23 protein-coding genes and 1 riboswitch are annotated in these 24,811 nt (G+C 57.4%); of the genes, 14 read left to right on the top strand and 9 right to left on the bottom strand.

What is annotated here, in order from left to right:
* Positions 1–135: 135 nt before the first annotated feature.
* Genes GJU83_RS17075 through GJU83_RS17060 form a run of 4 tightly spaced genes read left to right on the top strand, consistent with a single transcriptional unit; the run spans position 136 to position 4,128 of the window.
* On the top strand, positions 136–852 hold the full coding sequence (locus GJU83_RS17075) for a 3-deoxy-D-manno-octulosonic acid kinase (RefSeq protein ID WP_153634790.1): 717 nt from the start codon (positions 136–138) through the stop codon (positions 850–852).
* Complete coding sequence (locus GJU83_RS17070) at positions 849–1,967, top strand: glycosyltransferase family 4 protein (protein ID WP_153634789.1); 1,119 nt, start codon at positions 849–851, stop codon at positions 1,965–1,967. Before GJU83_RS17075 ends, GJU83_RS17070 begins: the two co-directional genes overlap by 4 nt.
* Complete coding sequence (locus GJU83_RS17065; RefSeq protein WP_153634788.1) at positions 1,968–3,047, top strand: CDP-glycerol glycerophosphotransferase family protein; 1,080 nt, start codon at positions 1,968–1,970, stop codon at positions 3,045–3,047.
* A gap of 34 nt (positions 3,048–3,081) precedes the next feature.
* A complete protein-coding gene (locus GJU83_RS17060; protein WP_153634787.1) occupies positions 3,082–4,128 on the top strand; it encodes a polysialyltransferase family glycosyltransferase in 1,047 nt (348 codons plus the stop codon).
* Here the strand turns inward: GJU83_RS17060 and GJU83_RS17055 are convergent.
* Genes GJU83_RS17055 through GJU83_RS17045 form a run of 3 tightly spaced genes read right to left on the bottom strand, consistent with a single transcriptional unit; the run spans position 4,087 to position 8,413 of the window.
* Positions 4,087–6,096: a glycosyltransferase gene (locus GJU83_RS17055; protein WP_153634786.1), complete on the bottom strand. Its 2,010-nt coding sequence runs from the start codon at positions 6,094–6,096 to the stop codon at positions 4,087–4,089. The two genes, GJU83_RS17060 and GJU83_RS17055, sit on opposite strands and share 42 nt — an antisense overlap.
* A complete protein-coding gene (locus GJU83_RS17050; RefSeq protein WP_069185122.1) occupies positions 6,090–6,995 on the bottom strand; it encodes a lysophospholipid acyltransferase family protein in 906 nt (301 codons plus the stop codon). Before GJU83_RS17050 ends, GJU83_RS17055 begins: the two co-directional genes overlap by 7 nt.
* Entirely contained in the window at positions 6,992–8,413 is a 1,422-nt protein-coding gene (locus GJU83_RS17045) for a mannose-1-phosphate guanylyltransferase/mannose-6-phosphate isomerase (RefSeq protein ID WP_153634785.1), read from the bottom strand. The genes GJU83_RS17050 and GJU83_RS17045 overlap by 4 nt, the downstream gene beginning before the upstream one ends.
* 132 nt (positions 8,414–8,545) lie before the next feature.
* Between GJU83_RS17045 and GJU83_RS17040 the strand changes: the two genes are divergently transcribed.
* Positions 8,546–9,340: a glycosyltransferase family 2 protein gene (locus tag GJU83_RS17040; RefSeq protein ID WP_153634784.1), complete on the top strand. Its 795-nt coding sequence runs from the start codon at positions 8,546–8,548 to the stop codon at positions 9,338–9,340.
* 23 nt (positions 9,341–9,363) lie between these two features.
* Here GJU83_RS17040 and GJU83_RS17035 read toward each other — a convergent pair whose 3' ends face one another.
* The 4 genes from GJU83_RS17035 to lpxL are packed head-to-tail and all read right to left on the bottom strand — an operon-like array spanning position 9,364 to position 13,518.
* A complete protein-coding gene (locus tag GJU83_RS17035) occupies positions 9,364–10,419 on the bottom strand; it encodes a glycosyltransferase (protein WP_153634783.1) in 1,056 nt (351 codons plus the stop codon).
* Positions 10,416–11,531: a glycosyltransferase family 4 protein gene (locus tag GJU83_RS17030; protein ID WP_113880415.1), complete on the bottom strand. Its 1,116-nt coding sequence runs from the start codon at positions 11,529–11,531 to the stop codon at positions 10,416–10,418. The genes GJU83_RS17035 and GJU83_RS17030 overlap by 4 nt, the downstream gene beginning before the upstream one ends.
* Positions 11,528–12,523 carry a mitochondrial fission ELM1 family protein gene (locus tag GJU83_RS17025; RefSeq protein WP_153634782.1) on the bottom strand — a complete coding sequence of 332 codons (996 nt, stop codon included), beginning with the start codon at positions 12,521–12,523 and terminating at the stop codon, positions 11,528–11,530. Before GJU83_RS17025 ends, GJU83_RS17030 begins: the two co-directional genes overlap by 4 nt.
* A 47-nt stretch (positions 12,524–12,570) precedes the next feature.
* Positions 12,571–13,518, bottom strand: coding sequence for an LpxL/LpxP family Kdo(2)-lipid IV(A) lauroyl/palmitoleoyl acyltransferase (gene lpxL, locus GJU83_RS17020; RefSeq protein ID WP_083231882.1), 948 nt, complete (start codon positions 13,516–13,518; stop codon positions 12,571–12,573).
* 121 nt (positions 13,519–13,639) lie between these two features.
* Between lpxL and waaA the strand changes: the two genes are divergently transcribed.
* The gene (waaA, locus tag GJU83_RS17015) at positions 13,640–14,893 is read left to right on the top strand and encodes a lipid IV(A) 3-deoxy-D-manno-octulosonic acid transferase (RefSeq protein ID WP_153634781.1); all 1,254 of its coding nucleotides are present in this window, start codon (positions 13,640–13,642) and stop codon (positions 14,891–14,893) included.
* A 56-nt stretch (positions 14,894–14,949) separates the two neighbouring features.
* Here waaA and GJU83_RS17010 read toward each other — a convergent pair whose 3' ends face one another.
* Complete coding sequence (locus tag GJU83_RS17010) at positions 14,950–16,308, bottom strand: TolC family outer membrane protein (protein ID WP_069185130.1); 1,359 nt, start codon at positions 16,306–16,308, stop codon at positions 14,950–14,952.
* A 186-nt stretch (positions 16,309–16,494) separates the two neighbouring features.
* A riboswitch (TPP riboswitch) is annotated at positions 16,495–16,617 on the top strand.
* Between the two features lie 87 nt (positions 16,618–16,704).
* On the opposite strand from GJU83_RS17010, the gene thiC reads away from it, so the two are divergent.
* From thiC to GJU83_RS16975, 7 genes are all read left to right on the top strand, one after another.
* Positions 16,705–18,582: a phosphomethylpyrimidine synthase ThiC gene (thiC, locus tag GJU83_RS17005; RefSeq protein ID WP_153634780.1), complete on the top strand. Its 1,878-nt coding sequence runs from the start codon at positions 16,705–16,707 to the stop codon at positions 18,580–18,582.
* 61 nt (positions 18,583–18,643) lie between these two features.
* Entirely contained in the window at positions 18,644–19,261 is a 618-nt protein-coding gene (locus GJU83_RS17000; RefSeq protein ID WP_153634779.1) for an NUDIX domain-containing protein, read from the top strand.
* A complete protein-coding gene (locus GJU83_RS16995; protein WP_069185133.1) occupies positions 19,261–19,746 on the top strand; it encodes a DUF1249 domain-containing protein in 486 nt (161 codons plus the stop codon). The genes GJU83_RS17000 and GJU83_RS16995 overlap by 1 nt, the downstream gene beginning before the upstream one ends.
* Positions 19,747–19,946: 200 nt before the next feature.
* Positions 19,947–20,753, top strand: a complete 807-nt coding sequence (cpdA, locus tag GJU83_RS16990) for a 3',5'-cyclic-AMP phosphodiesterase (RefSeq protein WP_153634778.1) — start codon at positions 19,947–19,949, stop codon at positions 20,751–20,753.
* A gap of 85 nt (positions 20,754–20,838) precedes the next feature.
* Positions 20,839–21,729: a LysR family transcriptional regulator gene (locus tag GJU83_RS16985; protein ID WP_069185135.1), complete on the top strand. Its 891-nt coding sequence runs from the start codon at positions 20,839–20,841 to the stop codon at positions 21,727–21,729.
* 46 nt (positions 21,730–21,775) lie between these two features.
* On the top strand, positions 21,776–22,168 hold the full coding sequence (gene gcvH / locus GJU83_RS16980) for a glycine cleavage system protein GcvH (protein WP_069185136.1): 393 nt from the start codon (positions 21,776–21,778) through the stop codon (positions 22,166–22,168).
* Between the two features lie 31 nt (positions 22,169–22,199).
* Positions 22,200–23,396: a class I SAM-dependent rRNA methyltransferase gene (locus GJU83_RS16975; protein ID WP_069185137.1), complete on the top strand. Its 1,197-nt coding sequence runs from the start codon at positions 22,200–22,202 to the stop codon at positions 23,394–23,396.
* A 53-nt stretch (positions 23,397–23,449) separates the two neighbouring features.
* Here the strand turns inward: GJU83_RS16975 and GJU83_RS16970 are convergent, their stop codons facing one another.
* Positions 23,450–24,106 (bottom strand): histidinol-phosphatase, encoded by a 657-nt coding sequence (locus GJU83_RS16970; RefSeq protein WP_069185138.1) that lies wholly within the window; start codon positions 24,104–24,106, stop codon positions 23,450–23,452.
* A 172-nt stretch (positions 24,107–24,278) separates the two neighbouring features.
* Here GJU83_RS16970 and GJU83_RS16965 point away from each other — a divergent pair, with 172 nt between their 5' ends.
* A complete protein-coding gene (locus GJU83_RS16965; protein ID WP_153634777.1) occupies positions 24,279–24,809 on the top strand; it encodes an RNA pyrophosphohydrolase in 531 nt (176 codons plus the stop codon).
* Positions 24,810–24,811 lie beyond the last annotated feature (2 nt).

Raw genomic sequence — 24,811 nt, 5'->3', positions numbered from 1 at the left:
GTTGTGGCCTGGGGCTGTGGAGCTTAGTCGGCAATCATTGGTAAACTGGCCGCCATTCTAACGCACTCGCGCGTGTCCGTCCTGGCGTGAGCGCGTAAGGTGTGTTCTTTCTGTTTCGGTGGCCGGGGACCCAGCATGGTGGAGTCTGAAATCTGTATTCGGGAAAGGGCTTCGGCAATGCTGATTCATCCCGATTATGAGGGCAGGGTTACCCAGGACTGGTTCAATGCCGCCACCTGGGGCGATCAGGCGAGGCCGGTGAGTAGCGGCGGTCGCGGCGGCGCCTGGTTCTTGCAGGCCGGAGAAGACAAGCTGGTGCTTCGCGAATATCGCAGGGGTGGTTTGGTGGCGAAATTTGCCCGATATGCCTATGCCTTCACTCGTGAGGCCGATGTGCGATCCTTTGCTGAATTCCGCCTGCTGAATGCAATGCTCAGCAAGGGGCTTCCCGTACCCCGTCCGGTGGCAGCCTGGTATCGGAAACTGTCACCGATTCAATACCGGGCCGCCATCATCATTGAGCGACTGGAGAACACTTCACCATTAGCTGATCTTATTGCCGAACTGGACGGTGATGCCTGGGAGTCCATCGGAGAAACGATTCGTCGATTTCACGACGCGGGTGTCATGCATGCTGACCTTAACTGCTTCAATGTACTGGTTCGGGGCGACGAATACTTTCTGATTGATTTCGACAAGAGCCGACTTACTGCAGACAGTGCGCCAGCCCGCTGGAAAGAGGCGAATCTTGATCGCTTCTCGCGGTCGCTGGTGAAAGTGGCCGGAGAACACACCCGGGCAAAGGTCTGGAGTTATTTCATGAACGGATATAACAGGGGAATGGCCGCTTGACCAATCCACGACAGGGCGGATCGCTTCCGTCAATACTTTGCCTTACGGATGCCTGCGATCGTCCGGAAACTGAACTTTTTATCGGACTCAGAAAAGCCGGATTTGACCTCGACGTCATGTGTAACCCCAAGGGCAGGAATTATCAGCGTCTTGTCGACGAGGGCATGGTTGCCAGTCCCATGGCCCTGAAGAGTCGCTTCGACAAAGAAGGCACCGAGGCCATCCGCCAACAACTGGCCAAGAAAAATTACGAGGTCATTCATGCCTATAATCCCCGGGCCCTGGCCTGCGGATTACGGGCTTCCCGGGGCACCGATATCAAGATCGTCGCCTATCGCGGTGTGATCGGTAATATCAGCTTTCTCAATCCGGAGTCCTGGATTACCTTCTTGCACCCACGCGTCAGCAAGATTGTCTGTGTCGCCGATGCCATCAAGGATTATCTGGCGAGCCTCCGGCTTTTGTGGATGCACATCCCTGAGCGCAAGCTTCAAAGAATCTACAAGGGGCACGATCTGGACTGGTATCAGTCGCCCAAGGCCGATCTCACCCAGTTTGGTGTTCCCGAAGGTGCCTTCGTGGTGTGCTGCACCGGACGGAATACCCCACGAAAAGGCTTCGATGACCTGATAGAAGCAGTCGACAAGCTGCCTGCGGATGTGAACGTACATTTGCTGCTGGTCGGAGACGTCATTGATAACGAAGAGATTCAGGCGCAGGCCGCTGCTACCTCTCACCCCGAGCGGATCCACTTTACAGGCTACCGCACCGATGCCCCGGCCATCGCCGCCGCCAGTGACGTCTTTGTGCTTCCCTCCAAAGAAAGAGAAGGGCTGCCCCGGGCCGTTATTGAGGCCATGGTCTATGGTGTGACGCCGGTGGTGACCAGTGTCGGCGGCATGCCGGAACTGGTGGAAGACGGTGTCAGCGGTATTGTGGTTCCACCGAAAAATGCCACCGAGCTGTCGGAAGCTATCGAGCGGCTTTACCGCGACAGAGAGCTGTCGGCCAAGCTTGGGCAGGCAGCGCGGCAAAGGATCGCCCGGGATTTTCACACCTCACAGACCGTCAGCGAGACGGGTGAGCTATACAAAACACTCACGGGCAGGGCTTGAATGCGGCGGTATCTGTTTTTTGTCAATCAACCCTATTCCTATTCGATTCTGCGACCGCTGCAGGAAGAGATACTGCGCCGGGGTGACGAAGCGGCCTGGTTTGTCGCGGGTTGCTCAACGGCGCCGCTTCGATCCGATGAGCGTCGTCTTGGCAGCGTAAAAGAGGTTATGGAATACAACGCCGATGCTACCTTTGTCCCCGGGGACTGGGTGCCCTATTTCTTCCCGGGGATCAAGGTCGAGGTATTCCATGGCATGGCTCGCAACAAGCGCGGCCATAGCAGCGAGGACGAAAGTGATCATTATCGCATTCGCGGATGGTTTGATCTCTACTGCACCCATGCCATGAAAGATACGGAAAAGTTCCGTGAGCTGGCGGCCCAATACCAGCATTTCGGGGTTGCCCACACTGGCTGGCCAAAGCTGGATCCTCTGCTATCGCAGCCTGGTGAGGGGAAGAGAAAGCGCTCGGAAAATGAGCTGCCTGTCGTATTTTACGCCTCCACGTTCAGCCGCTCCGTTACGTCCGCTCCGGATCTGGTGGAGAAAATTGGTGAGCTTTCCAGGAATGGTCGCTGGAAATTCATTGTTACCCTGCACCCAAAGATGGATCCTGCGGTAGTGGATCAGTATCGCAGGCTGAGCGGCGATAACCTCCGTTTTGTCGAAAGCGATGAGGATCTGTTACCCCTGCTTCCGCAGGCAGATGTGATGCTGTGCGATACCTCGTCCATCATGTTCGAATTCATGTTCCTGGATCGCCCGGTGGTTACCTTCCGGACGAAAATGCCGGGCCCTTATCTGATCGACGTCCACGAAGTTGAGGATGTTGAGTCAGCCCTGGAAGAGGCAGTGCAGTATCCCGACACCCTGATGCAAGAAACACGAGCCCTTTGCGACCAGTTGCACAGCTTCAGGGATGGTCGCTCCAGCGGCCGGGTACTGGATGCGGTTGAGGATTTCCTGATCAACAAGCGAGGCGAACTGAAACGCAAGCCGCTGAATCTGCTGCGCAAACTGAAAGTCAGACGCCGTTTGCGCAAGGAACTTGCACGCATGGCACCGGAAAGCTCAGGATAGATTCTTCGAAGGTCCAAACCGGGAAACGAATGATTTGAGCAGCGCCGCCAGTCCTATTAACGTCTTTGTTGCGAGCACGCCCCTCCAACTGATCAGTTGCTCCGAGGCTCGCTACCATTATGGCTGCAGCGCTGAAACCACGCTTCTTGTCATTGCCAGGCCTGATAACCGGGAGACCGAGGGGCAAATGGCTTTTCTCGCCGAGGCCCTGGGCTGGCAGGGCATCGAAACCATCTATCTTAAGAAAAGTTCGTTTTATCTGCGTCTGGGGGCGGTCGCCAAGAGCCTTTCGCGACGCAAAATCGAAAGGTTGTTCATCGGGAACAAATCCAGCTGGATCCACGAAGTGTTCTATCGGGGATTCGACAGCGAGCAGCTGATTTTTGTGGATGATGGCCTGGCGACAGTAACCTACTACCATGCCATTCATGATGAGGGGATCGCCTCCCGGATCTCACCGGCCAAGAAACGGCTCCTCAGAACCATGGGTATCCGGATTCACCGCGTTGTTCCGGATGTGATCGCCTTCTTTACCTTCTTTCCGTTACCGAGCTCCGGGCTTGTTCAGGTGCAGGTTCACGATTTCCCGGTCTTTCGTAGAACCTTTAAAACATCAGCCCGTGACAGCAGCCAGACGCCCATGGTGGGGTTCCTTGGCCAGCCTTTTGGTGGTGAGGATCGGCTTGCGCAACTGAAACTGCAGATTCAGCATGTGGTGGAACGTCATCCTGATAGCCGCGTCGTGTACTTTATGCACCGAAAGGAAAGCCGGGAAGAGTTGGAGGCCTTGCTGGCGGAATTTCCGCTCGAGATACGGCAGGCCGGTCGTCCGATAGAGGTGGAGGTAGCCCTGTCCGGAGAAACTTATCTGGCGTTCTACAGCTTTGCTTCAACCGCTCTGTTTACCCTGAAAAAGATTTTTCCGGAGATCCGGGTGTTCCAGATTGATGACGCCGCACTGGGCGCACGGCTACCCTATTACGAGGAAATACGGTGTATGTTCAGTAGCATCGGTGTGGAAACGACGCTCCTCCGGGGATCACGAGTCTTCAAAGCGGGCCGGCCGGTCCAGAGTCCATAACCCCGCATACTTATTGAAGGTTACCTGCGCATAGGTCACGGCCGTCAGATAACCCACAGCGCCATCCAGAAAACCGAACCGAATAAAGTACACCTGCACAAACGTCATCAGGCCCCGCAGAGTCGGGTAGATCATGGTTCGGGTTTTCTTGCCTTTACGATGCTTCTCCAGAGAGCCAAGCCAGGCGTATTTCGCGCTTTTCTCCAGCGAATGGCCGAAATCCCGGTGCGTGTAGTGCGTCAGGCGGCCTCTAAGGGTTTTGGTCTTGCGCCCCGATGGAATCAGTATCCGCTCATGTACCAGAGCGTCTGAAAAGCTGACGCCTTCCCTACGGAACAGCCGGAGCGGGGCTCGACCGCTGCGGCCGAAATCCAGACGGCTGCCGTAAATCGTTACCGCCCAGGGAAGCTTGTAGGCGTCCGCGTCAGGATCTGCCAGGTGATCGTTGATCTCCCGTGCCAGCTCCGGTGTGACACGTTCATCGGCATCCAGTGACAGCACCCACTCTCCGGTCGCTTTCTCAAGAGCGCGCTGTTTCTGGATGCCAAACCCCGGCCAGTCAGTCACTTCAACCACATCGGCCAACTCTCTGGCCAGTTCCACCGTCCGGTCAGTACTGCCGCTGTCCAGAACAATAATTTCGTCGGCAACCAGCCTTGCGGATTTCAGACAGTCGGTAATATGGTCTTCTTCGTTTTTCGTGATGATGGTCGCTGAAACCTTGCGGGCCCTGTTTCGAACGTATGAGGCGCTTAATTCTGTGAACATGGCCGAGGCGATGGAAGCGATCGCAAGCAGGTAGAAGGTCAGGAACAGGGTTCGATTGAACGTGGCTTCTGTAAGCCCGAACAGGAAGTAGCCGATGGAGATCATGCAACCAGCCGCCGCAAGGTGGGCTGTGGCTGAGTGTCGGCTAGTCAGGTTACGGGCAAAGATGGCCAAAGGAATGAAAATCAGCAGGGCCCAGCTGAGAATGCCCGGAATACCGCTGGTGGCAGCATTATTGAGCAGGTCGTTGTGAGCGTGCCCGGTGCAACAGTCGAGGAAGTGCGCTGGCAGATTGCCGGCTGCCACTTCTGCCTCAATACGGTGGGTATACCCCCCCAGACCTGCCCCGGACCAGGGGCTTTCTCCAAGCATGCTCAGTGCCTGTTCCCAGACCTCCAGACGGATTTCCATTCCTGAGTCCAGGTGGCCGTCATGGAGCAAGCCATTGAGCGAATTCGACATGCGGTCGCTGGTAATAATGGCGCCGGCGACGAGAACTGGCACAACGATCAGTCCGGCAACGCGAAGCCTTTTTCTGAGTAGTGGTACTAGAGCAACCAGAAGAAATGGTAAGGCAACCAGGTTGCTGCGGGTCTCCGACAGCATCGAAATCAGGACGGCAGCCGTTCCACCGATAAAAAACAGTATCGCCAGGCCCAGCCGTTTTTCGCGGACAAAAAACATGGCGCCAACGATGGTTAACATCCCCCCCAGAAGAGCAAGATTTCCAAAGCTGATGGGGTTAATTCCGCCACCAAAACGGGAGTTCATCACCTGACCAAGGGCACCCTGGCGGGCAGCGATGGTCACGAGAAATATCCCGATGACAGACACGGAAACCAGTCCTATGGCCGCAAACGTCGTGCGTGCGCCGACCCTCGCATAGCTGATGGCAATGATCAGAGGCCAGAACAGGATAAACCGGGCGTGCGTTCCAAACGTTTTTCCGCCCTCGTAGTCAAAGCCTTCCAGGGCCCAGGACAGAAAGCTCACCAGTACGAAGAACCAGAAGGAAAAGTGCAGCAACCTGAGCTCTTTGGGCTTGTCCCAACCGGTTTTGTAAAGAGATTTCCTGGCACTGAGCACCATTCCGGCAATGGCGAGCAACAGAGTGGCGCCGGCCAGGATGCTCGACGACAGGAGCACGCCGCCAAGCCCGATGATCAGCAGTGCATGGAGGGCCAGTGTCGGGTTCAACATACGCGATCCGGGTTATAGGGATTGATTTCGCCGGGTGGTCGATGGCGCATGCGTTTGTATTCCCACTGATATTGCTCCGGGATTTCCCGCACGCATTGCTCGATGGCGTGATTCATGGCTGTGGTTGCGGCAACAGGGTCTTTGTCTCCGAGGCCCGGGCCAGTCTCCCGAACAACAATCCGGAACCCGGAGGCATCGGGCAGGCGCTCGGCGTAGGTGATCAGCACGTTGGCGCCGGTACGCTGGATCAGCTTGGACACCAGCGTCATGGTTTTCACTTCCATGCCGAAGAAAGGCGCGAAGGCATTGCCTTTGCCCCGGGGTGACTGATCCGGCAGGATCCCTGCGACACCGCCTTCCCGCAGAATTGAGGCGAGCCGGGCCAGACCCCGACGGTCGCCCCTGACCAGTTCCGAGCCAAGGCGTCCGCGGACCTTGATCATGTAATCTTCGAACTCGGGCATATTCGGCGGGCTATAAAGGGCTGCCATTTTGTAACGGGATGAGAAAAACAAACCCGCCAGTTCCCAGTTGCCGAGGTGCGGCGCAAGGAGAATCAGGCCCTTGTCTCCAGCCATGGCGTCGTCGATCAGTTCAAGCCCCTCGGTTTCACGGATCAGGCCAAGGCATTTCTCCACTGGCCACTCCCACATCAAAGGGACCTCGAGCATGGTCATGCCGGTCTGGGCCAGCGAATTTTTCGACATAGCCGCCCGCTCGGTGTCTGAAAGCTCTGGGAGGCAGATGGACAGGTTAATATCGGTGACCTGACGCGACTTGGTGGGCAGTCGCCATACCAGATAACCCACGAACCGACCCACCCGCTGGGCGCCGGCAAGAGATAACCAGCCGGCAATCCTGAGCAGCCCGGCAATGACGAAATATTTGAGCTTGCTCATTTGCGGCCGTACCGATCCTCGTAGCGGACGATGTCATCCTCACCAAGGTAGGAACCCGACTGTACTTCGATCAGTTCCAGATCGATGACCCCCGGATTCTCCAGCGAATGCACCTGGCCAACCGGAATGTAGGTGGACTGGTTTTCGGTGACCAGATAGGTTTTCTCACCGTTGGTGACCCGGGCGGTGCCACTGACCACGATCCAGTGCTCGGCGCGATGATGATGCATCTGCACGGAGAGCTTGGCGCCGGGTTTTACCGTGATGCGTTTGACCTGATAGCGGGCGCCGTTGTCGATGGAATCGTAAACACCCCAGGGCCGGTAGACTTCCCGATGGTTCATGTGTTCATGGCGGCCATCGGTTTTGATTCGTTCCACTACGGTTTTGACGTCCTGGACACTGTCTTTGTGGGCAACCAGCAGGGCATCCTTGGTTTCGATAACTACCAGATTGTCCACACCAACCGTTGCCACCAGACGGCTATCGGCACGGACCAGCGTGTTCGCGGTGTTGTGGGTAATTACGTCGCCGTTGAGGCTGTTGCCGTCGGCATCCTTGTCACTGACTTCCCAGAGCGCGGACCAGGAGCCGATATCGCTCCAGCCGGCATCCAGTGATACCACCGCGGCCTTGTTCGTCTTCTCCATGACAGCGTAGTCCACCGAGTCCGACGGGCATTCCGCGAAGCGCTCGGCATTGATCCGGGTGAAGTGAAGGTCATCGGCGGTATCTGCGATGGCAGCACGGCATGCGGCCAGGATATCCGGGCGATGGGTTTCCAGTTCCTCAAGGTACTGGCGGGCACCGAACAGGAACATCCCGCTGTTCCAGAGGTACTCGCCGGAATCGAGGTAGCCATTGGCGGTCGCCTGGTCCGGCTTTTCGACAAATTTGTCCACCAGGTAGCTGTCAGGGCCCAGTTCGGCGCCCCGGTGGATATAGCCGTAGCCGGTTTCCGGATGGTTCGGGACAATGCCGAAGGTGACCAGTTTTCCTTCCCGCGCCAGCGGAATGGCTTTCTTCACCCCTTCCTGAAAGGCGGTCACGTCCTTGATCAGGTGGTCGGCTGCCAGGACCAGCATGAGTGGATCTTCGGCGTTGTTCTCCGCGGCCTCGGTCAGCTGCAGTGCTGCCAATGCAATGGCCGGCGCCGTGTTCCGGCCATAGGGCTCCAGAATGATCCGCGTATCCTCATGGCCAGATTGCCGCATTTGTTCAGCAGCCAGGAACCGGTGTTCCTCGTTGCAAATCAGAAGAGGGTTTGCTGCATCCATGCCCTCAAGCCGCGCAACGGTGGCCTGCAGCATCGACAGGGGGCCGTTGGTCAGTTTCAGGAACTGTTTCGGATTCAGCTGGCGCGACATTGGCCAAAGGCGCGAGCCGGTACCGCCAGCCATAATGACGGGGTGAATCATCTGCACACTCCGGGCTTGAGTTAAAGAATGCCAAGAAAAACATCAAAATCAGGCGCGTCATCTTATCATAAGGCAACCATGATATTGTTCTGACCAGTCCGTAAACCGATTGCCTCGACACCAGGAACTTTGATGAAGCTACCGTTATCCGTTTATTACATCACCCAGGATGAAGAGCTGCGATTGCCGGAATCCCTCGCAAAGGTTTCCGGCTGGGTTGATGAAATTATCGTAGTCGATTCCGGGAGCACTGACCGAACCCGCGAAATCGCAGAAGCGGCCGGTGCAAGGTTCGTGCATAACGACTGGCAGGGGTTTGCTTGCCAGAAGGCGTTTGCTGCCAGTCTTTGCCGGAATGACTGGGTGTTGGATCTGGATGCAGATGAGGTGTTGTCAGACGAACTTGTCGCCAACATCCAGGCCCTTTTTTCAAAGCCGGTTGACCCGGACATTGCGGGATTCCGTATGCGCTGGGTTCTGTCGCAGCCGGACCCACGGCATCCATTCCGCCATGATAAATCGAAGAAGATCCTCAGGCTCTACAATCGCAAAAAGGCGGAGATCGAGCCGGAAAAAGACAGCAACAATGACCGGCCGCAGGTGAAAGCTGGACGGGTTGTTGAGCTCAAGGGCGATGTGTTGCATCGCACGCTGATTTCCCTGGAGCAGATGGAGCGAAAGTACTGCCAGTTGTCGACGGAGCAGGCCCGCTTTCTGGCCGCAAAGGGGCGACGAATTTCCAGTGCCCGCCTGTTCGCCGAGTTTCCCGTGAAGTTCCTGAAATATTATCTGCTTCATCGCCAGATCCTGAACGGCTGGTTCGGGCTTAGCGTTTCCATTACTGCAGCCAACAGGAACTTCATGCGCCTGGCCAAGGCTCGGGAGATGCAGATGCTGTCTGAATTCGAGAAGGAAAATACCCGCTAGGTCGCCACCGGGCATAGCCGCCATCAGTTCGCCCGGCGCTCGCCCATAGCCCTCAGGTAGAGCGCTTCCGTTTGCTCTGCCATGGCAGTGATCGTGAGTTTTTCGCGGGCAAATGCCATGGCCGGTTGCTGGCTCCGCTTCAGTGCCTCCAGATCAGCGAGCGCTTGTGCCATTAAATCGGCGAGGTCCCGATCTCGATAACCTGCGCTGAGAGCCGTTTCCGGAAGAATATCCCGTGGTCCAGATACCGGAGTTGAGACAACAGGGCAACCACCAAGAAGGGACTCCGCCAGCACATAGGGAAAACCTTCCCGCTCGGAACTGATTACCGTCAATTGGGCCTCTTCGTAGATCGGTGCCAGATTTTCCCGGAAACCTGCCAGAGTGATCGAGCGTTCCAGTTTCAACTGGCGAATCAACTGTTCAAGCTGTGACTGCTGGCTGCCCTCGCCAAAAATGGTCAGATGACAGTGATCTGCGGTGCTGCCGAGCATGGCCCAGGCTCTGATCAGCGCATCAAAGCCTTTGACGGTTTCGAGTCGTCCCACGGCGATGATATTGGTGACTCCCGAGGGGAGCTTTGGGCCAGCGACGGTTGCCATTCGTTGGTCCCCGGGCGCCACACCGTTGTAGATCAGGTGTTTTCTGGGGTGTCGCAGGGACGCCAGAATCCGGGGGCTTACGGCAATGACTTCGTCGAGTCGATCAAATGCCTTGTGACTGGACTTGGTGCCGTGCACCGTACCCACCCGTGCGCTGGCAAGTTTTCCGGTTTTGGCTACCAGTTGCGCAGCCTTGTTGCCCTGGGCGTGAACAATATCGGGTGACAGTTCGCGAAGGCGCCTTCGGAGGGCAAGCTGAAGCCAGAGATTCCGTCGCCCGAGTTGAACCGGCAGTGGATGAAACTGGACGCCGGCAGGGAATCTGTCCCGATAGGTTTTATGGCCGATCACATGGACGCTATGCCCACGGTCGGCCAGCGCTTTCGCCAGATCGGCAGTGTGCTTCTCCATACCGCCCCAGGTTGTGCCGGGCGTGGCAATCAGCAGGGCAATCGTTAATCGGCGTGGTAACGTCATGATCGGCTGGCGGCGCTCTTCAAAACCATCTCATAAACTTTCAGGCTCGCTTCGGTCTGTGCTTCCAGACGGAACCGGTAGGGGATCTCGATGGCCGGTGGCTCGGTATCCAGCATACGCAAAACGGCCTGAGCGAATTCTTCGACGTTGTCCGGCGTCACCAGCCCATCCCTGAAGCACGCCTGCAGGGTTTCCGCCGCGCCGCCCCGGTTGTAGGCCACAACTGGTGTTCCTGAGGCCAGGGCTTCGGTCACTGTCCGGCCAAAGGGCTCGGGCTTGGTGCTCATATGGCAGACTACGTCGGAGAGCAGGTACAGGTTGGTCATGTCATTGCGCTGGCCCAGAAAGCTGACATTTTCGGTCAGGCCCAATCGCGACCGTTCCTTCTCCAGTTCATCCAGGAAATGCTCTTTGCCGGGTTCTGCGCCACCCACAATAATGCCGTGGCAATCAGGCCGCGCCTTCACCAGCTTCGCCATCATGGCCAGGAAGTCCAGCTGGCCTTTCCAGCGGGAAATCCGCCCCGGCATCATGATGATTTTTTTGCCGGCAAGCTGCGGATACTGACGGAACCAGCGGTCGAGCCATTGTTGTGGAAGCTCCCGCTGATGAAAGGCATCCACATCCACACCCCTCTGGATGACCGTCAGTTTTTCCTCGGGGACCGGGTAATTGTTCATCACGTAATCCCGCACGCACTGGGAGACTGCGATTATGTGATCGGCGCGGGTCATGATGGCGCTATAGGGTGTTACCGAGTACATGCCGTGGAAGGTTGAGACAACCGCCGGTCGCTCGTGCCTCGGGATGCTTTTCAGGGCCAGGAAGATAATCCAGGCGGGCATGCGCGAACGCACATGAATGATGTCGGGCTTCAGTTCGAGGAGCAGTTTTCGCATCGGCAGGATTTGCCCGAAGGAGGCGGGACTCTTCCTGTGTATCGGCATGAAAATATGCTTCGAACCTTGCCCCCGCAGTTGCTCGGCCATGGGGCCACCCTTGGAGACAACAAAGGATTCGTGGCCACGTTTGACGAGATCGGCGGCAAACTCAACGGTGCCTCGCTCCACCCCGCCACTGTACAGTGCCGGAAGTGCCTGAAGAATTCTCAAGGTTGGTTCCCCTTGTGCAGGCGTTGACTGGTTTTCTGGTTCTTTGCGAGCAATCCGTTTTCGATGACCCAACGCGCCGCGCGGTTGGCTTCCCAGAGCGACCGGTCGTGGTCGGCCCGGCCTGCCATAACGCTGGCGTGGTCGGTCCACTGGGCAACATACCCGCTCCGTACCAACCGTTCCACACCTTCCACAACGCGGCTCCCGGATCTGGCAGGCAACTCGAAAAGGCCCGTTGGCACCCCGGAGGTTGCCGCCTCACAAACCATGGACATGCTGTCCGGGGTGACCCAGACCGCTCGCGAGGCCGACAATTGATGGCTCAGCCAGTCCTCGTGGGTCTCGTCCGGATGAACAACGGTAATCCGCAGCCCGGCCATTTCGTCAAGGCGTTCCTGCATGGGCTCTGGTGTTCTCCGGGAGGTACTGATGGTCCACCGCCAGTCGGGGTAATGACCGATCAGGTGGGATATCTGGCCGAGGACAACATCGTCGTCCCAATCGAAATGGGGGGAAGGCCCGCCAATCAGGAGTAGTGCTTCCCGTTTCTCGGTGATTCTGGCCAGGGGGGTGATGGTATTCAGAACGCCCTCGGTTAGCAGTACCCGCGGGCCTGGATGGACGCGATCATGGGCCGGAATCAGTGCGCCGCTGACCAGAGACAGCGGGAATGCGGGCTTCATGATGACCAGTGACCGGCTTCCACGAAGTTTTCGCAGCGCAAGCAATAGTCGATGCGTGCCGGATCCTGCCGCGACGACAAGATCGGGGCGCGGCAATGACTCCTGCATGTGCGGTGGCGATCCCAGGACGGCCCGCCACAGCGGAATTTTCATGGCGGAGGCGTCGACCCAGTAGGTGCTTGCGCCGGTCAGGACGCGAAGGCGGTTACCGAGCCCCTTTAGTTGGTTCCGGTGGCCAGGTTTGCTGTCTGTCAGAAGCCACACCACCGGTGTGGATGCATCCTGCGTTCTGGACTCTGATTTGGCCATGGTGTTCCGGCATGCACTGCCGGCCTCCGTATTGCCAGGGTTCTGTGTTACCGGCGTTTGTAGAAGCCAGGGTCGTTCTCGTCCGGACGGGTCTTGAATCGTCGATGCATCCAGAGATACTGATCAGGCGCTCGCCGCACCTCTCGCTCGATAGTCTGGTTGATCAGTGTTGCATCCTGAAGATCATCCCCACTGGGGAAGTTCTCAAGGGCCGGGTGGAAATATATGTCGTAACCCGGTCCATCGTCGCGCCGGAAATGACTGAACGGAACCACCTTGCATCCGCTGCGCTCCGCAATTCTGGATGTGGCGGTAATAGTGCCCGCCGGTATGCCGAAGAATGGAGCAAAAACAATATCCTTACGGCCATAATCCTGATCGGTGGCATACCAGACCGCACGGTTCTTCTTGAGGCTGCGGAACAACCCTCGGAGGTCTCTCGCGCCCAGCACAGTTCCGTATCGGCGTTCCCGGGCCCTCGTCATGACCGCGTTCATCAACGGATTGTTGTGATCCCGTTGCATAACGTCTGCTTCAATGAATTCGGTTACCAGGCTGCCGCCGAGATCCAGGGTGCTGTAATGCCCCCCCAGTAACAAAACGCCTTTGCCATGGGCCAGGGCTTCCTCGAAGTGTTCAAGGCCATGGACTCGGGTGATGCCCGTGAGTTTCGCCGGATCACGAAACCAGGCAATGCCAAGTTCCAGCAGGCCGATACCATTGGCGATAAAGGCATTGCGAACCAGCGCTGATTGCTGGGCGGCTGTAAGTTCCGGGAAGCACAGACGGATGTTCACCTGGGCGATGTGCCGACGACTGCCGGCAAGGCGGAGCGCCAACAGCCCAGCCAGTTTGCCCAGCCACCACTGAACGCGGATCGGGAGCCGTGACACACACCACATGAGGGATATGGCTATCCACGTGGGCCACCATCGGGGATGACGGTAGGCGGAGTAATCTGTGTTTCGCGGCAATTTGCGGTATTTCTTTTTCACGTAAAGAGGGTCCTGCCAGGTCTCAGTCGATCAACGGTGACACAATGGCCCAAGCGATCAATCGGAAGCAAATCAATAGGTTTTGCGCTATGATAGCGCACTGTTTTGCCCGGAGTCCTGTGTGCTGCAATTTATCTATTCCCAGCTTATTCGGCTGATTCTGCCGTTCATCCTGCTACGCCTGTGGTGGAACGGACGTCGAGCTCCGGATCTCAGGCGCAACTGGTACCAGCGCCTTGGCATTGTGCCCAGGGCAAGCGGCACGGTGGTGTGGGTTCATGCCGTTTCGGTAGGTGAAACCATCGCGGCTGCGCCAATGGTCCGACGTTTGCTGGTCCGGAACCCGGGGATCACCATCCTGATGACAGCCATGACTGACACAGGCCTGGCGCAGGCGCGCAAGATGTTCGGTGATCAGGTGCAGTACGCCTACGCACCCTATGACACGCCCGGTGCCATCCGACGCTTCCTCGACCGTGCCAATCCCCGAATTCTGGTGATCATGGAGACCGAAATCTGGCCGAACATGATTCGCCAGTGCCGAGCACGTCGGGTTCCCGTGTTTTTGATCAATGCCCGCCTGTCAGAGCGATCCGCGCGGGGGTACGAGCGTATTCGCGGCCTTGCCGCTCCTATCATGCGCAGTATCAGTTGGGTGGCGGCCCAGGCGGAGAAAGACGCTGAGAGGTTCCGGCGAATCGGCGTTGCACCGGCCAAAGTCGCCGTCACCGGTAGCGTGAAATTTGACGTTGATATTCCGGAGGACGTGCGGGCAGCTGCCAGGACGCTCCGGCAGAAGCTGGCGGGTAGACCGGTCTGGATTGCCGGCAGCACCCATGGCAACGAAAATGATCAACTGATTGCCGCCCATGTGAAAGTGTTGGAAAAGCATCCGGACGCGCTGCTTATCCTGGTCCCCAGGCATCCCGATCGTTTTGAGCCGGTGGCGGAAAAGACCTTGAAGGAAGGACTGATGCTGGCCCGACGGTCGATGGGAGAAGACCCGGCCGGGGCTCAGGTCTACCTCGGTGATACCATGGGGGAGTTGATGATGCTTTACGGCGCCAGCGACCTGGCGTTTGTTGGCGGCTCGCTGATCGAGCGCGGTGGCCATAATCCACTGGAACCCGCCGGTTGGGGAATTCCCGTGTTTTCAGGTCCTCACTTCTTCAATTTCGAGACAATCTACCAGCGTCTGCTGGATGACCGGGGCGTAAAACTGGTTTCCGATGCAGACGATCTGGCCGCTCATGTGTCGTCGCTGTTTAGTGATCACCGGGAGCGCGAGGCGATTGGTCTTCGGGCATTGGAGGTTGTGAACAAGAACCGCGGGGCGCTCGACAAAGTGGTGGACGGGATTATTGAGCGGGTTTGACCCATTACCCATTGCTCAGATAGGAAGTTGGCGGGCCGGAGGGCCCGCCCTTAGTGTCACTGGGTCGGGTCGTTCAGGGTTTCTTCCTCATTTGCCAGGGCTTCGATCCCGGGTGCGGCCGCGCTCAGCCAGTTGTTCAGCTCAATCAGGTCTTGAGGGCTAAGGGTTCCTGCAGCCTGCTTCAACTGAAGCGAGTTGATCACATAGTCGTAGCGGGCGTTCGCATAGTCTCGCAGGGCAACGTAATAGGCCCGTTCGGCGTCAAGCACTTCCACGATGTTCCGTGTTCCCACTTCATAGCCTGCGCGGGTGGCATCAAGGGCGCTGCGCCGTGAAACGATGGTCTGCTCAAGTGCAGACGCGGTTTCAACGTTGTTGTTGACTGTCAGGAAAAGGCTTCGGGTGTTCACTCGGACATCGCGGCGAACGGTATTCAGCGACTGTTCCGCAACCGTTACCAATGAACGTTGCTGGCGAACGCCCGCCTGTGTGCCACCGCCACTGTACAGAGGAACGTTCAGGGTCAGCCCGATGGTCGCTTGCGTGCCTTCGAATTGGGTTGGTGAGCCACCGTCGATGTTGGTGTCCCCATAGGAGGCATTCAAATCCACAGTGGGATAATGCCCGGCCTTGGCTTCCCGCAGGCCCGCCTCACTGGCATTGAGCTCGAAGAGTGCAGACTGGATCGACCAGTTCTGCTCAAGGGCAGTTGCTTCCCAGGCTGACGGATCCATGGGATCCGGGCGGCCCAAGGGGAAGTTCTGGCGTAGATTGTCCAGCTCTTCAGCGTACTCGCCAGTCAGCCGGGCCAGTTGTTCCCGGGCAACATTCAGCTGGTTTTCGGCTGCGATGCGCTGGCTTTTGCTGTCGTCGTAGCTGGCGCGGGCCTCATAGACCTCTGTAATTGCAATCAGGCCGACATCAAAGCGTTCCTGTGCTTGCTCGTACTGGCGCTGAATGGCAGCTTCTGTTGCCCGGGCCGTGGTGACGGTGTCCCTGGCCCTCAACACATTGAAGTACGCTGTGGCAACATCCAGGATCAGCTGTTGTTGGGCGAGATTGTATTCGGCCCGCGCCGATTCCGTCTGGAACTTGCTGGCGTCGTAGCGGAACCAGGCATCGGCCCGGAAAAGTGGCTGGGTGAGCTGAACGCCATAATTCAGTTCCCGGTAGCTGTTGTCCTGGTTGGGGCCGTCCACATCGATATAGTTGCCCTCACCGAAGGCGCCGATCTGCGGGAGTAATGCGCTCTGGCTGACATCGCTGGCCGCCTGCTGAGCTTCAAAGCTTGCCCTGGCAGCGGCAATGCCGGAGTCGTATGAAAGTGCTTTCTCATAGGTCTCGACCAGATCCATGGAAAGGACGGGCTGGGCCGCCATGAGGCCAATAAGTCCGGAAAGCAGTCGCTTCTTCATTGTATCTCCTGAATACAGTTACGCATCTTTGCCCGGTAACCGGGGCGCGTGTCGGGCTGGTAGACACGCTGCTTCGCACCGTTTGTTTCGTGGGCCGACGGGTCTGGTCGGCCATTATGGACAATAAATGCCCGCAGCTCTACACTTGCAAATGACACCCATTCTGGGTGTCATGCTTTACAGATTCGCGTCTTGACGGGGTGCTGGTCTGCTTTCCGAAGAATTGGAAGCAACCGGCTGAGATTGCATCGCAGAACCCGCGACCTGATCCGGATAATACCGGCGTAGGGATTTAAGACCACAGTGCTGACCGACCATAATTCCTCTGGTGAGGAAGAGTGTCCACGGCTCCGTCATACGCGACCCGAAATCCAAAAATTGTTCCGGGAGCGAATGATGAACGACTTGCCTGATTACCTCAGCGATTCCGCCCAGGTGGATTCCGCCGCGATCAAACCCCTGCCAAGTTCACGTAAAATTTACGTACAGGGTAGCCGACCCGATCTACGGGTGCCCATGCGGGAAATTACCGTGCAGGACACGCCCACTGAAATGGGCGGTGAAAAGAATCCGCCGGTGGTGGTGTACGACACCTCGGGCCCCTACACCGATCCGGAAGCCACCATTGACCTGCGCAAGGGCCTCAAGCCTCTGAGGGCCGAGTGGATTGCCGAGCGCGGTGATGTGGAGCAACTGCCCGGCTATTCTTCGGAATTCACCCGCCGTCGGATGAAAGATCCGCAGCTCGATCCGCTGCGGTTCATGGATGAGCGCAAACCGCTGCGTGCCAAACCCGGGCAGAACGTTTCCCAGATGCATTATGCCCGTCAAGGTATTATTACCCCGGAGATGGAGTACATCGCCATCCGGGAGAACATGAAACTGCAGGAGGCCCGGGAACAGGGGTTGCTGAAAGACCAGCATCCCGGTCAGTCCTTCGGCGCCAATCTGCCGCCGGAAATTACCCCAGAGTTTGTCCGCGACGAAGTGGCCAGAGGGCGCGCGATTATCCCCGCCAATATCAACCACCCGGAAATCGAACCGATGATCATCGGCCGCAATTTCCTGGTGAAGATCAACGGTAATATCGGCAACTCCGCCGTCAGTTCTTCCATCGAAGAGGAAGTGGAGAAGCTGACCTGGGGCATCCGCTGGGGCGCCGACACCATCATGGATCTGTCCACCGGCAAGAATATCCACGAAACCCGGGAATGGATCATCCGCAACTCCCCGGTGCCCATCGGCACCGTGCCGATTTACCAGGCTCTGGAAAAAGTTGGCGGCGTGGCCGAAGACCTGACCTGGGAAATCTTCCGCGATACGCTGATTGAACAAGCGGAGCAGGGGGTGGATTACTTCACCATCCACGCGGGCGTCCGCCTTCACCATGTGCCCATGACTGCAAAACGCACGACTGGCATCGTCTCCCGGGGCGGCTCTATCATGGCCAAGTGGTGCCTGGCTCACCACAGGGAAAGCTTCCTCTACGAGCACTTCGAAGACATCTGCGAAATTATGAAGGCCTACGATGTGTCATTCAGCCTTGGCGACGGTCTGCGGCCCGGCTCCATTGCCGATGCTAACGATGCGGCCCAGTTCGGCGAACTGGAAACCCTGGGTGAACTCACTAAAATCGCCTGGAAAAACGATGTGCAGTGCATGATTGAAGGGCCGGGGCACGTGCCGATGCATCTGGTGAAGGAGAACATGGACAAGCAGCTCGAATGCTGCGACGAAGCGCCTTTCTACACCCTGGGGCCGCTGATCACTGACATCGCCCCCGGATACGACCACATCACCTCCGGCATCGGCGCCGCCATGATCGGTTGGTACGGCTGTGCCATGCTCTGCTATGTCACACCCAAGGAGCACCTGGGCCTGCCGAACAAGGACGACGTGAAAACCGGCATCATTACCTACAAGATCGCCGCCCACGCAGCCGACCTGGCCAAAGGGCATCCAGGCGCCCAGATTCGCGACAATGCCCTGTCCAAGGCCCGCTTCGAGTTCCGCTGGGAAGACCAGTTCAATCTGGGGCTGGATCCGGACACCGCCCGCGCCTACCACGACGAAACCTTGCCGAAGGAATCCGCGAAGGTGGCGCATTTCTGTTCCATGTGTGGTCCGAAGTTCTGCTCCATGCAGATTTCCCAGGAAGTCCGGGATTATGCGAGGGAACATGGACTGGATGAAGTGTCCGCGGTGGATGCCGGTATGCAGGAGAAATCCCGCGAGTTCGTGGAGTCCGGGAGCAAACTGTACGATAAGGTTTGAACTTGAAGTAATACCCAACTAAAGGCTATCGTTCCAAGTCGATTCAACGACCGGACGAAAAATGACCAAACCGTTCCAGTTCACCGCCAATGACGTCAACGTCGAGAAACGTGAAACTGTCTTCCAGGGCTTCTTCCGCATGGATAAGCTCTGGTTGACCCATCCGCGTTTCGATGGCCGGGACATGCCCGTATTCACGCGCGAGCTCTTTATTCGTGGCGATGCCACCTGCGTGCTTCCCTACGATCCGGAGCGGGATGAAGTGGTTCTGCTGGAACAGTTTCGTCTGGGTGCCCTGGGCCGCGACCAGTCGCCATGGCTTCTGGAGCTCGTAGCCGGGATGAACGAAGATGGTGAGAGTCCGGAAGAAGTGGCGCAGAGGGAAGGTCAGGAAGAGGCCGGGCTTACCTTTGAACCGCTGGAAAAAATCTGCGATTACCTGGTGTCCCCGGGCGGCAGCACCGAGATGATTCACCTTTACTGTGGCCGAGTGAGCACAGAAGACGCTGGCGGGCTCTATGGTATGGAGCATGAGCACGAGGACATACGCGCCCATGTGGTATCTTCGGACGAAGCTATAGCGATGATCCACGATGGCCGTATCAACAACGCGGCCGCCATTATTGCTCTCCAGTGGCTCGAACTGAATCGGGCCCGTTTGAGGAAAGGGTGGCAGTAATGGGTGAATGGACCATGAAGCCCAAGCGGTACGTTCCGGATCTGAGGCAGCTTGGCGCCCTGTGTGACGGGAACTATCAGCGGCTCCAGAAATTGCGGCAGCTGGAGGTAGACGGTAAGCCTGTCTGCGAGTTCGAGCTGCATCGGGAAAACCACTATCTGGGACGAGTCCGGATTCAGGTGCTCCAGACTGCAAGATTTACGGAAACTCTGTTGCTTGAGCAGGTTCACAATTCCGGGCGCTGGCTCAATAATCCTCAAATGACCGTGCGGGTCTACCACGATGCCAACATGGCCGAAGTGATCAGCTGTTACCGTGATCGCCAGATTGCCCCCGTCAATGACTACCCCAACCGCTTCATGCACCATCCCGACGAGAAGGTGCAGGTCAACGGTTTCCTGGCCGATTGGCTGGATTACTGTCTTCGGTTTGGACACCTGCCCATGGAACACGCGGCCTGGTCCGCCGGTGAAGGCGTCGACTGAGACGGTCTAAGTGCCTTATCCCGTACTAAAGTGGTGTGGCTATGGCGCGCCGATGTGCCATAGTTGTCAAAAATTGCAATATTTCGCCAAAGTCTGGCCAGAATGTGACTCCGGTTCGATTCCAATGTGATAAATCCGCCAACCGGCGTCGTACACTTGGGTGAATCCCACGCATTGCCAGTGAGTAGATCCAGAAAGCCATGACCACGAAGGAAGAAGCCCGCCCACTGCGGGTGCTGCAGCTGACTGATCCACACCTTATGGCGCGTGCCGATGGAGATCTGTTGGGCGTCAGAACCCGTGAAAGCCTGCAGGCGGTTATCGCGGAAGTGCTGAAGGTACACGGCCAGCCGGATCTGATTCTGGCTACCGGGGATCTTGCCCAGGATGGGTCCGTGGAGGCGTACCGCGTATTTGGCGAGAGCCTGAAGGTGTTTTCCTGTCCGTCAGTCTGGATCGCCGGTAATCATGATCACGCGGACAACCTGGCTAAAGTCGCCGGAAAATATGATGCCTGCGACCGGCATGTGATACGGGGAGGGTGGCAGTTTGTCATGCTGGATTCCTCAGTGCCCGGCAAGGTTTTCGGGGCCCTGGCCGACTCAGAGCTTGACTTCCTGGCCGGAACCCTGGAACAGCATCCGGATCTTCCGGCAGTCGTTGCCTTGCATCACCACCCGGTAGATATCGGTTCTGACTGGATGGAAAAAATAGGGCTTACCAACCGGGATGCCTTTTGGCAGGTGGTTGATCGTTTTCCTCAGGTTCGGATCGTGCTGTGGGGACATATTCATCAGGAACATGAGCGCGAACGCAATGGCGTGCAACTGATGGCCACGCCGTCTACATGTATTCAGTTTACCTCCGGTTCCAGCAAGTTCTCGGTAGAGGATGTTCCCCCCGGGTACCGTTGGTTTGAATTCCACGAATCAGGGAACTTCTCTTCGGAAGTTCGCCGGGCGAAGGGTTTCCAGTTCGAGCTGGATCAGAACAGTACCGGCTACTGAGTACCTTCATCCAATTCCCAGTCGGCAGCGACCGTGCCTTTCAAGGCAGAAAAGCCTCTTCCTGTTGGCCATATATGGAGTGTCTATGATCGAGCGGAGCCACCTTGAGATTCTCAGGGCGGTCAATCAGCAGGGTTCGCTGACTGCGGCGGCGGAGAGTCTGCATCTTACCCAGTCTGCACTCAGCCATTCCATTCGTAAGCTGGAGCAGCAGCTGGGTACCGATATCTGGGTGCGGGAAGGGCGGCAGTTACGACTGACCCAGTCTGGACAATACTTGCTGTCACTTGCCAACAGGCTGTTGCCGCAGATGGAACATGCGGAGATGCTGATTGGTCAGTTTGCCAAGGGACAAAGGGGTACGCTGCGTATCGGGATGGAATGCCACCCTTGCTACCAATGGCTGCTGAAAGTGGTCGGGCCCTATCTTGAGAGCTGGCCGGGCGTGGATGTGGACGTCAAACAGAAATTCCAGTTCGGTGGCATTGGAGCACTGTTTGGTCACGACATCGATATGCTGGTAACTCCGGACCCCCTGCATCGTCCGGGTCTGGTCTTCGAACCGGTGTTCGACTATGAGCAGGTGCTGGTAGTGGCTGAAGACCATGCTCTGGCGGGCAAGGCATGGGCGGAGCCTGAGGATCTGGAGAAAGAAACCCTGATTACCTACCCGGTTGAGATCGAGCGTCTGGATATCTACACCCGGTTCCTGTTGCCGGCGCATGCCAGTCCGGCGCGGCACAAAACCATTGAGACCACCGACATCATGCTGCAGATGGTCGCCGCAGGCCGCGGTGTAGCGGCGCTTCCGCGGTGGCTGGTTGAAGATTACGGTGCCCGGATCCCGGTTCGAGCGGTACAACTGGGCGAGGCTGGAATTCCCAAGCAGATTTTCCTTGGGCTTCGGGAGCGTGATCGGGAGGTGGATTACCTGAATTCGTTCATGAAGCTGGCACGTGAGGTTCGCTGGAGTTAACGTCTTCAGTTAAACTGCGCAAAAAATTCGTTCAGGAAACCAGATTATGAGTGAGATACCCGCAGACCTGAAATACATTGAGACTCATCAATGGGTTCGCGTGTCTGATGACGGCACGGCGACGGTTGGCATTACCGATTTTGCCCAGGAGCAACTGGGTGATGTGGTCTATATCGGTGTTCCGGATGTGGGCGTCACCGTTAACGGTGGAGAGGAAGCTGGCGTAGCGGAGTCTGTGAAGTCAGCTTCGGACGTGTTCAGCCCGGTGACCGGAGAGGTGATCGAAGTGAATGAGAGCCTGGAAGATGAGCCGGAGAAGGTCAATGAGGATCCTTATGGCGACGGGTGGTTGTACAAGGTGAAGCTGGCGGATGCGGGCGAGCTGGATGGTCTGATGGACTCCGCCGCTTACGCGGAGCATGTGGCTGCCGAGGAATAACCCCTCGTTAATTCTTTCCCAGGTCATCTCTATGAATTTTCCGGTTCTGTATCTTCGAAAAGGCGCGGAGCGCCGTCTGCGTGCTGGCCATCTCTGGGTATACAGTAATGAAGTGGACACCCGTCGCAGCCCGCTGACGGATTTCGAGGCTGGTGTCCAGGCGGAGCTTCGGGCCTCCAATGACAAGCCTTTGGGGACGGTGTTCGTGAATCCCCATGCGCTGATTTGCGGCCGGCTGATCAGTCGGGACCCGGGCCATGGTATGACGCCACAGCGTTTAACCCAGCGGATGGAAGCTGCGCTTGAGCTGCGGGAGCGGCTTTTCGACAAGCCATACTATCGCTGGGTGTTTGGCGACAGTGATGGTCTTTCAGGGCTGGTGGTCGACCGTTTTGATTCCACGGTGGTAGTTCAGATCTCCACGGCTGGTATGGAGGCGATGAAAGACGCGGTTGTTCGGGCTATTCAGCGCCTGGCGCATCCGGAGGCGATCATCCTCAAAAACGACGGCAAGATGCGCAAGGTCGAGGGGCTGGATACCTACGTGGAGCAGGCCCATGGTGCTGAAGTCAGTCTTCTGGAAGTGGAGGAGAACGGTGTCCGGTTCGAGGTTCCTTTGGAAGGTGGCCAGAAAACGGGGTGGTTCTATGACCACCGGATGAATCGCGCCCGTCTGCAGGCCTACGCGCCGGGTAAGCGGGTTCTGGATGTGTTCAGCTATGTCGGTGGCTGGGGCATCCAGGCAGCCTGTGCCGGGGCCGCCCAGGTGACCTGTGTGGACAGCTCCGCCGGTGCCATTGATTCGGTGCACCACAACGCCAGGCTCAATGGCCTGGACAATGTGGAAACCATTGAGGGCGATGCCTTCGAGGCGCTGAAGGCGCTGGCTGATGAGAAGGAAAAGTTTGATGTGGTGGTTCTTGATCCGCCGGCACTGATCCCCCGGCGCAGGGACCAGAAGGCCGGGGAAGAGGCTTATGCCCGCCTGAACCAGTTGGGGCTGCGTTTGCTGGAGCGCGATGGAATTCTGGTAAGTGCCTCCTGCTCGATGCACCTGTCACAGGAAAAACTGATCGATATCATCCGGGGTAGCGGCCGGAAGATCGACCGCTTCGTCCAGTTGCTGGAGCAGGGGCATCAGGCGCCGGATCATCCCATGATTCCGGGCATTCCCGAAACCGATTACATCAAATCCTGCTTTGTACGCTCCCTGACCGGATTTTTCTGATCAGTTGAAGTCGGGCTCAGATGAACGCTTTCATCTGAGCCTCTATGTACGTCTTAGCCCCGCAGAGACATCACTTTCCAGCCGGCATCCCGGGCATATTGCTCCAGGGTCGGGTCCGGATCGACGGCTACCGGGTTGTCCACTTTTTTCAGCAGCGGCAAGTCATTGTGGGAGTCGCTGTAGAACCAGGCCCCCTCAAGTGTCCTGTTATGGGCATTCAGCCAGTCATCCAGTCGCGTGACCTTGCCATCCTGAAAGCTCGGGGTGCCGGCCACTTCGCCTGTATAACGGCCGTTGACAAGCTCGGGCTCGGTGGCGATCAGATGTTCGATGCCGAGGGCCTCGGCAATGGGTTCAGTCACAAAACGGTTGGTGGCAGTAATGATCATCAGGGTGTGACCCTGCTCCCGGTGGCTGTCCAGCAGCGTATCTGCAGTGGCCTGCATCATGGGGCGCACTTTTTTCTCCATAAAGGCTTCCCGCCACGCCAGTAGCTCTTCCATGTTGTGACTGGCCAACGGCTGAAGGGCAAACCCCAGGTAGTGGAGGATGTCCAGCTCGCCGTTCAGGTATTCCTGATAAAACCGGTCGTTCGCCCGGCGGTATTCCTCGGCATCAACAATGCCTTCCTCTACCAGAAATTCGCCCCAGGCGTGGTCGCTGTCGCCGGCCAGAAGGGTGTTGTCCAGATCAAAAATTGCGAGCGTCAAGCGGTTACCTCCGGTGATCACAGGGCTTGCAGTAAAGGGCCAAGTCTATCATGACCTGTCCCCAACGGCTCCGTTTGCCGAACCCTTGGGATTCTGTAAGAATGAGAGCAACTTGGACAATTCCGACCGGTGAATTTTTGACCGGTCCACCGACTTTTGAGAGGACTGTGCCGTGATCGATTCAGACGGTTTCAGACCCAACGTCGGAATCATTCTGGCCAATAACAGAGGAGAAGTTCTCTGGGCAAGGCGAATAGGGCAGGACTCCTGGCAGTTCCCCCAGGGCGGCATCAAACATGATGAATCCCCCGAGGACGCACTGTACCGGGAGCTTGGAGAGGAAATCGGCCTGTGTGCAAACGATGTGGAAATCATCAGTTGCACCCGAGGCTGGCTGAGGTATCGACTCCCGAGGAGGATGGTACGCCAAAACTCCCACCCCGTCTGTGTGGGCCAAAAACAGAAATGGTTCCTGCTGAGGATGTTATCGCCGGACGCGCAGGTTTGCGTGGACGGTACGGATTCACCGGAGTTTGATGGCTGGCAATGGGTAAGTTACTGGTATCCATTGGGCCAGGTGGTCTCATTCAAGCGAGAAGTGTATCGACGCGCGCTGAGAGAGCTTGCCCCACGGCTGTTCTATAACATGGAGCAGTGGCACAGGGCGGAGCAGAGCCAGCGTTTACAGGAACACCAGAAATGACG

This window comes from Marinobacter salsuginis (genome assembly GCF_009617755.1).
Classification (GTDB): Bacteria; Pseudomonadota; Gammaproteobacteria; order Pseudomonadales; family Oleiphilaceae; genus Marinobacter; species Marinobacter salsuginis.
The sequence above is the reverse complement of the archived record's forward strand: the minus strand, read 5'-3'. Positions and strand labels throughout refer to the sequence as shown.

Coding starts and splice junctions, on each gene's coding strand:
- GJU83_RS17075 (WP_153634790.1), top strand. CDS start 136: ATGGTGGAGTCTGAAATCTGTATTCGGGAAAGGGCTTCGGCAATGCTG.
- GJU83_RS17065 (WP_153634788.1), top strand. CDS start 1,968: ATGCGGCGGTATCTGTTTTTTGTCAATCAACCCTATTCCTATTCGATT.
- GJU83_RS16985 (WP_069185135.1), top strand. CDS start 20,839: ATGATCGAGCGGAGCCACCTTGAGATTCTCAGGGCGGTCAATCAGCAG.
- GJU83_RS17025 (WP_153634782.1), bottom strand. CDS start 12,523: ATGGCCAAATCAGAGTCCAGAACGCAGGATGCATCCACACCGGTGGTG.
- GJU83_RS16975 (WP_069185137.1), top strand. CDS start 22,200: ATGAATTTTCCGGTTCTGTATCTTCGAAAAGGCGCGGAGCGCCGTCTG.
- GJU83_RS17055 (WP_153634786.1), bottom strand. CDS start 6,096: ATGTTGAACCCGACACTGGCCCTCCATGCACTGCTGATCATCGGGCTT.
- gcvH (WP_069185136.1), top strand. CDS start 21,776: ATGAGTGAGATACCCGCAGACCTGAAATACATTGAGACTCATCAATGG.
- cpdA (WP_153634778.1), top strand. CDS start 19,947: ATGACCACGAAGGAAGAAGCCCGCCCACTGCGGGTGCTGCAGCTGACT.
- GJU83_RS17040 (WP_153634784.1), top strand. CDS start 8,546: ATGAAGCTACCGTTATCCGTTTATTACATCACCCAGGATGAAGAGCTG.
- GJU83_RS17010 (WP_069185130.1), bottom strand. CDS start 16,308: ATGAAGAAGCGACTGCTTTCCGGACTTATTGGCCTCATGGCGGCCCAG.
- GJU83_RS17050 (WP_069185122.1), bottom strand. CDS start 6,995: ATGAGCAAGCTCAAATATTTCGTCATTGCCGGGCTGCTCAGGATTGCC.
- GJU83_RS16995 (WP_069185133.1), top strand. CDS start 19,261: ATGGGTGAATGGACCATGAAGCCCAAGCGGTACGTTCCGGATCTGAGG.
- GJU83_RS17035 (WP_153634783.1), bottom strand. CDS start 10,419: ATGACGTTACCACGCCGATTAACGATTGCCCTGCTGATTGCCACGCCC.
- GJU83_RS17000 (WP_153634779.1), top strand. CDS start 18,644: ATGACCAAACCGTTCCAGTTCACCGCCAATGACGTCAACGTCGAGAAA.
- thiC (WP_153634780.1), top strand. CDS start 16,705: ATGAACGACTTGCCTGATTACCTCAGCGATTCCGCCCAGGTGGATTCC.
- GJU83_RS17045 (WP_153634785.1), bottom strand. CDS start 8,413: ATGATTCACCCCGTCATTATGGCTGGCGGTACCGGCTCGCGCCTTTGG.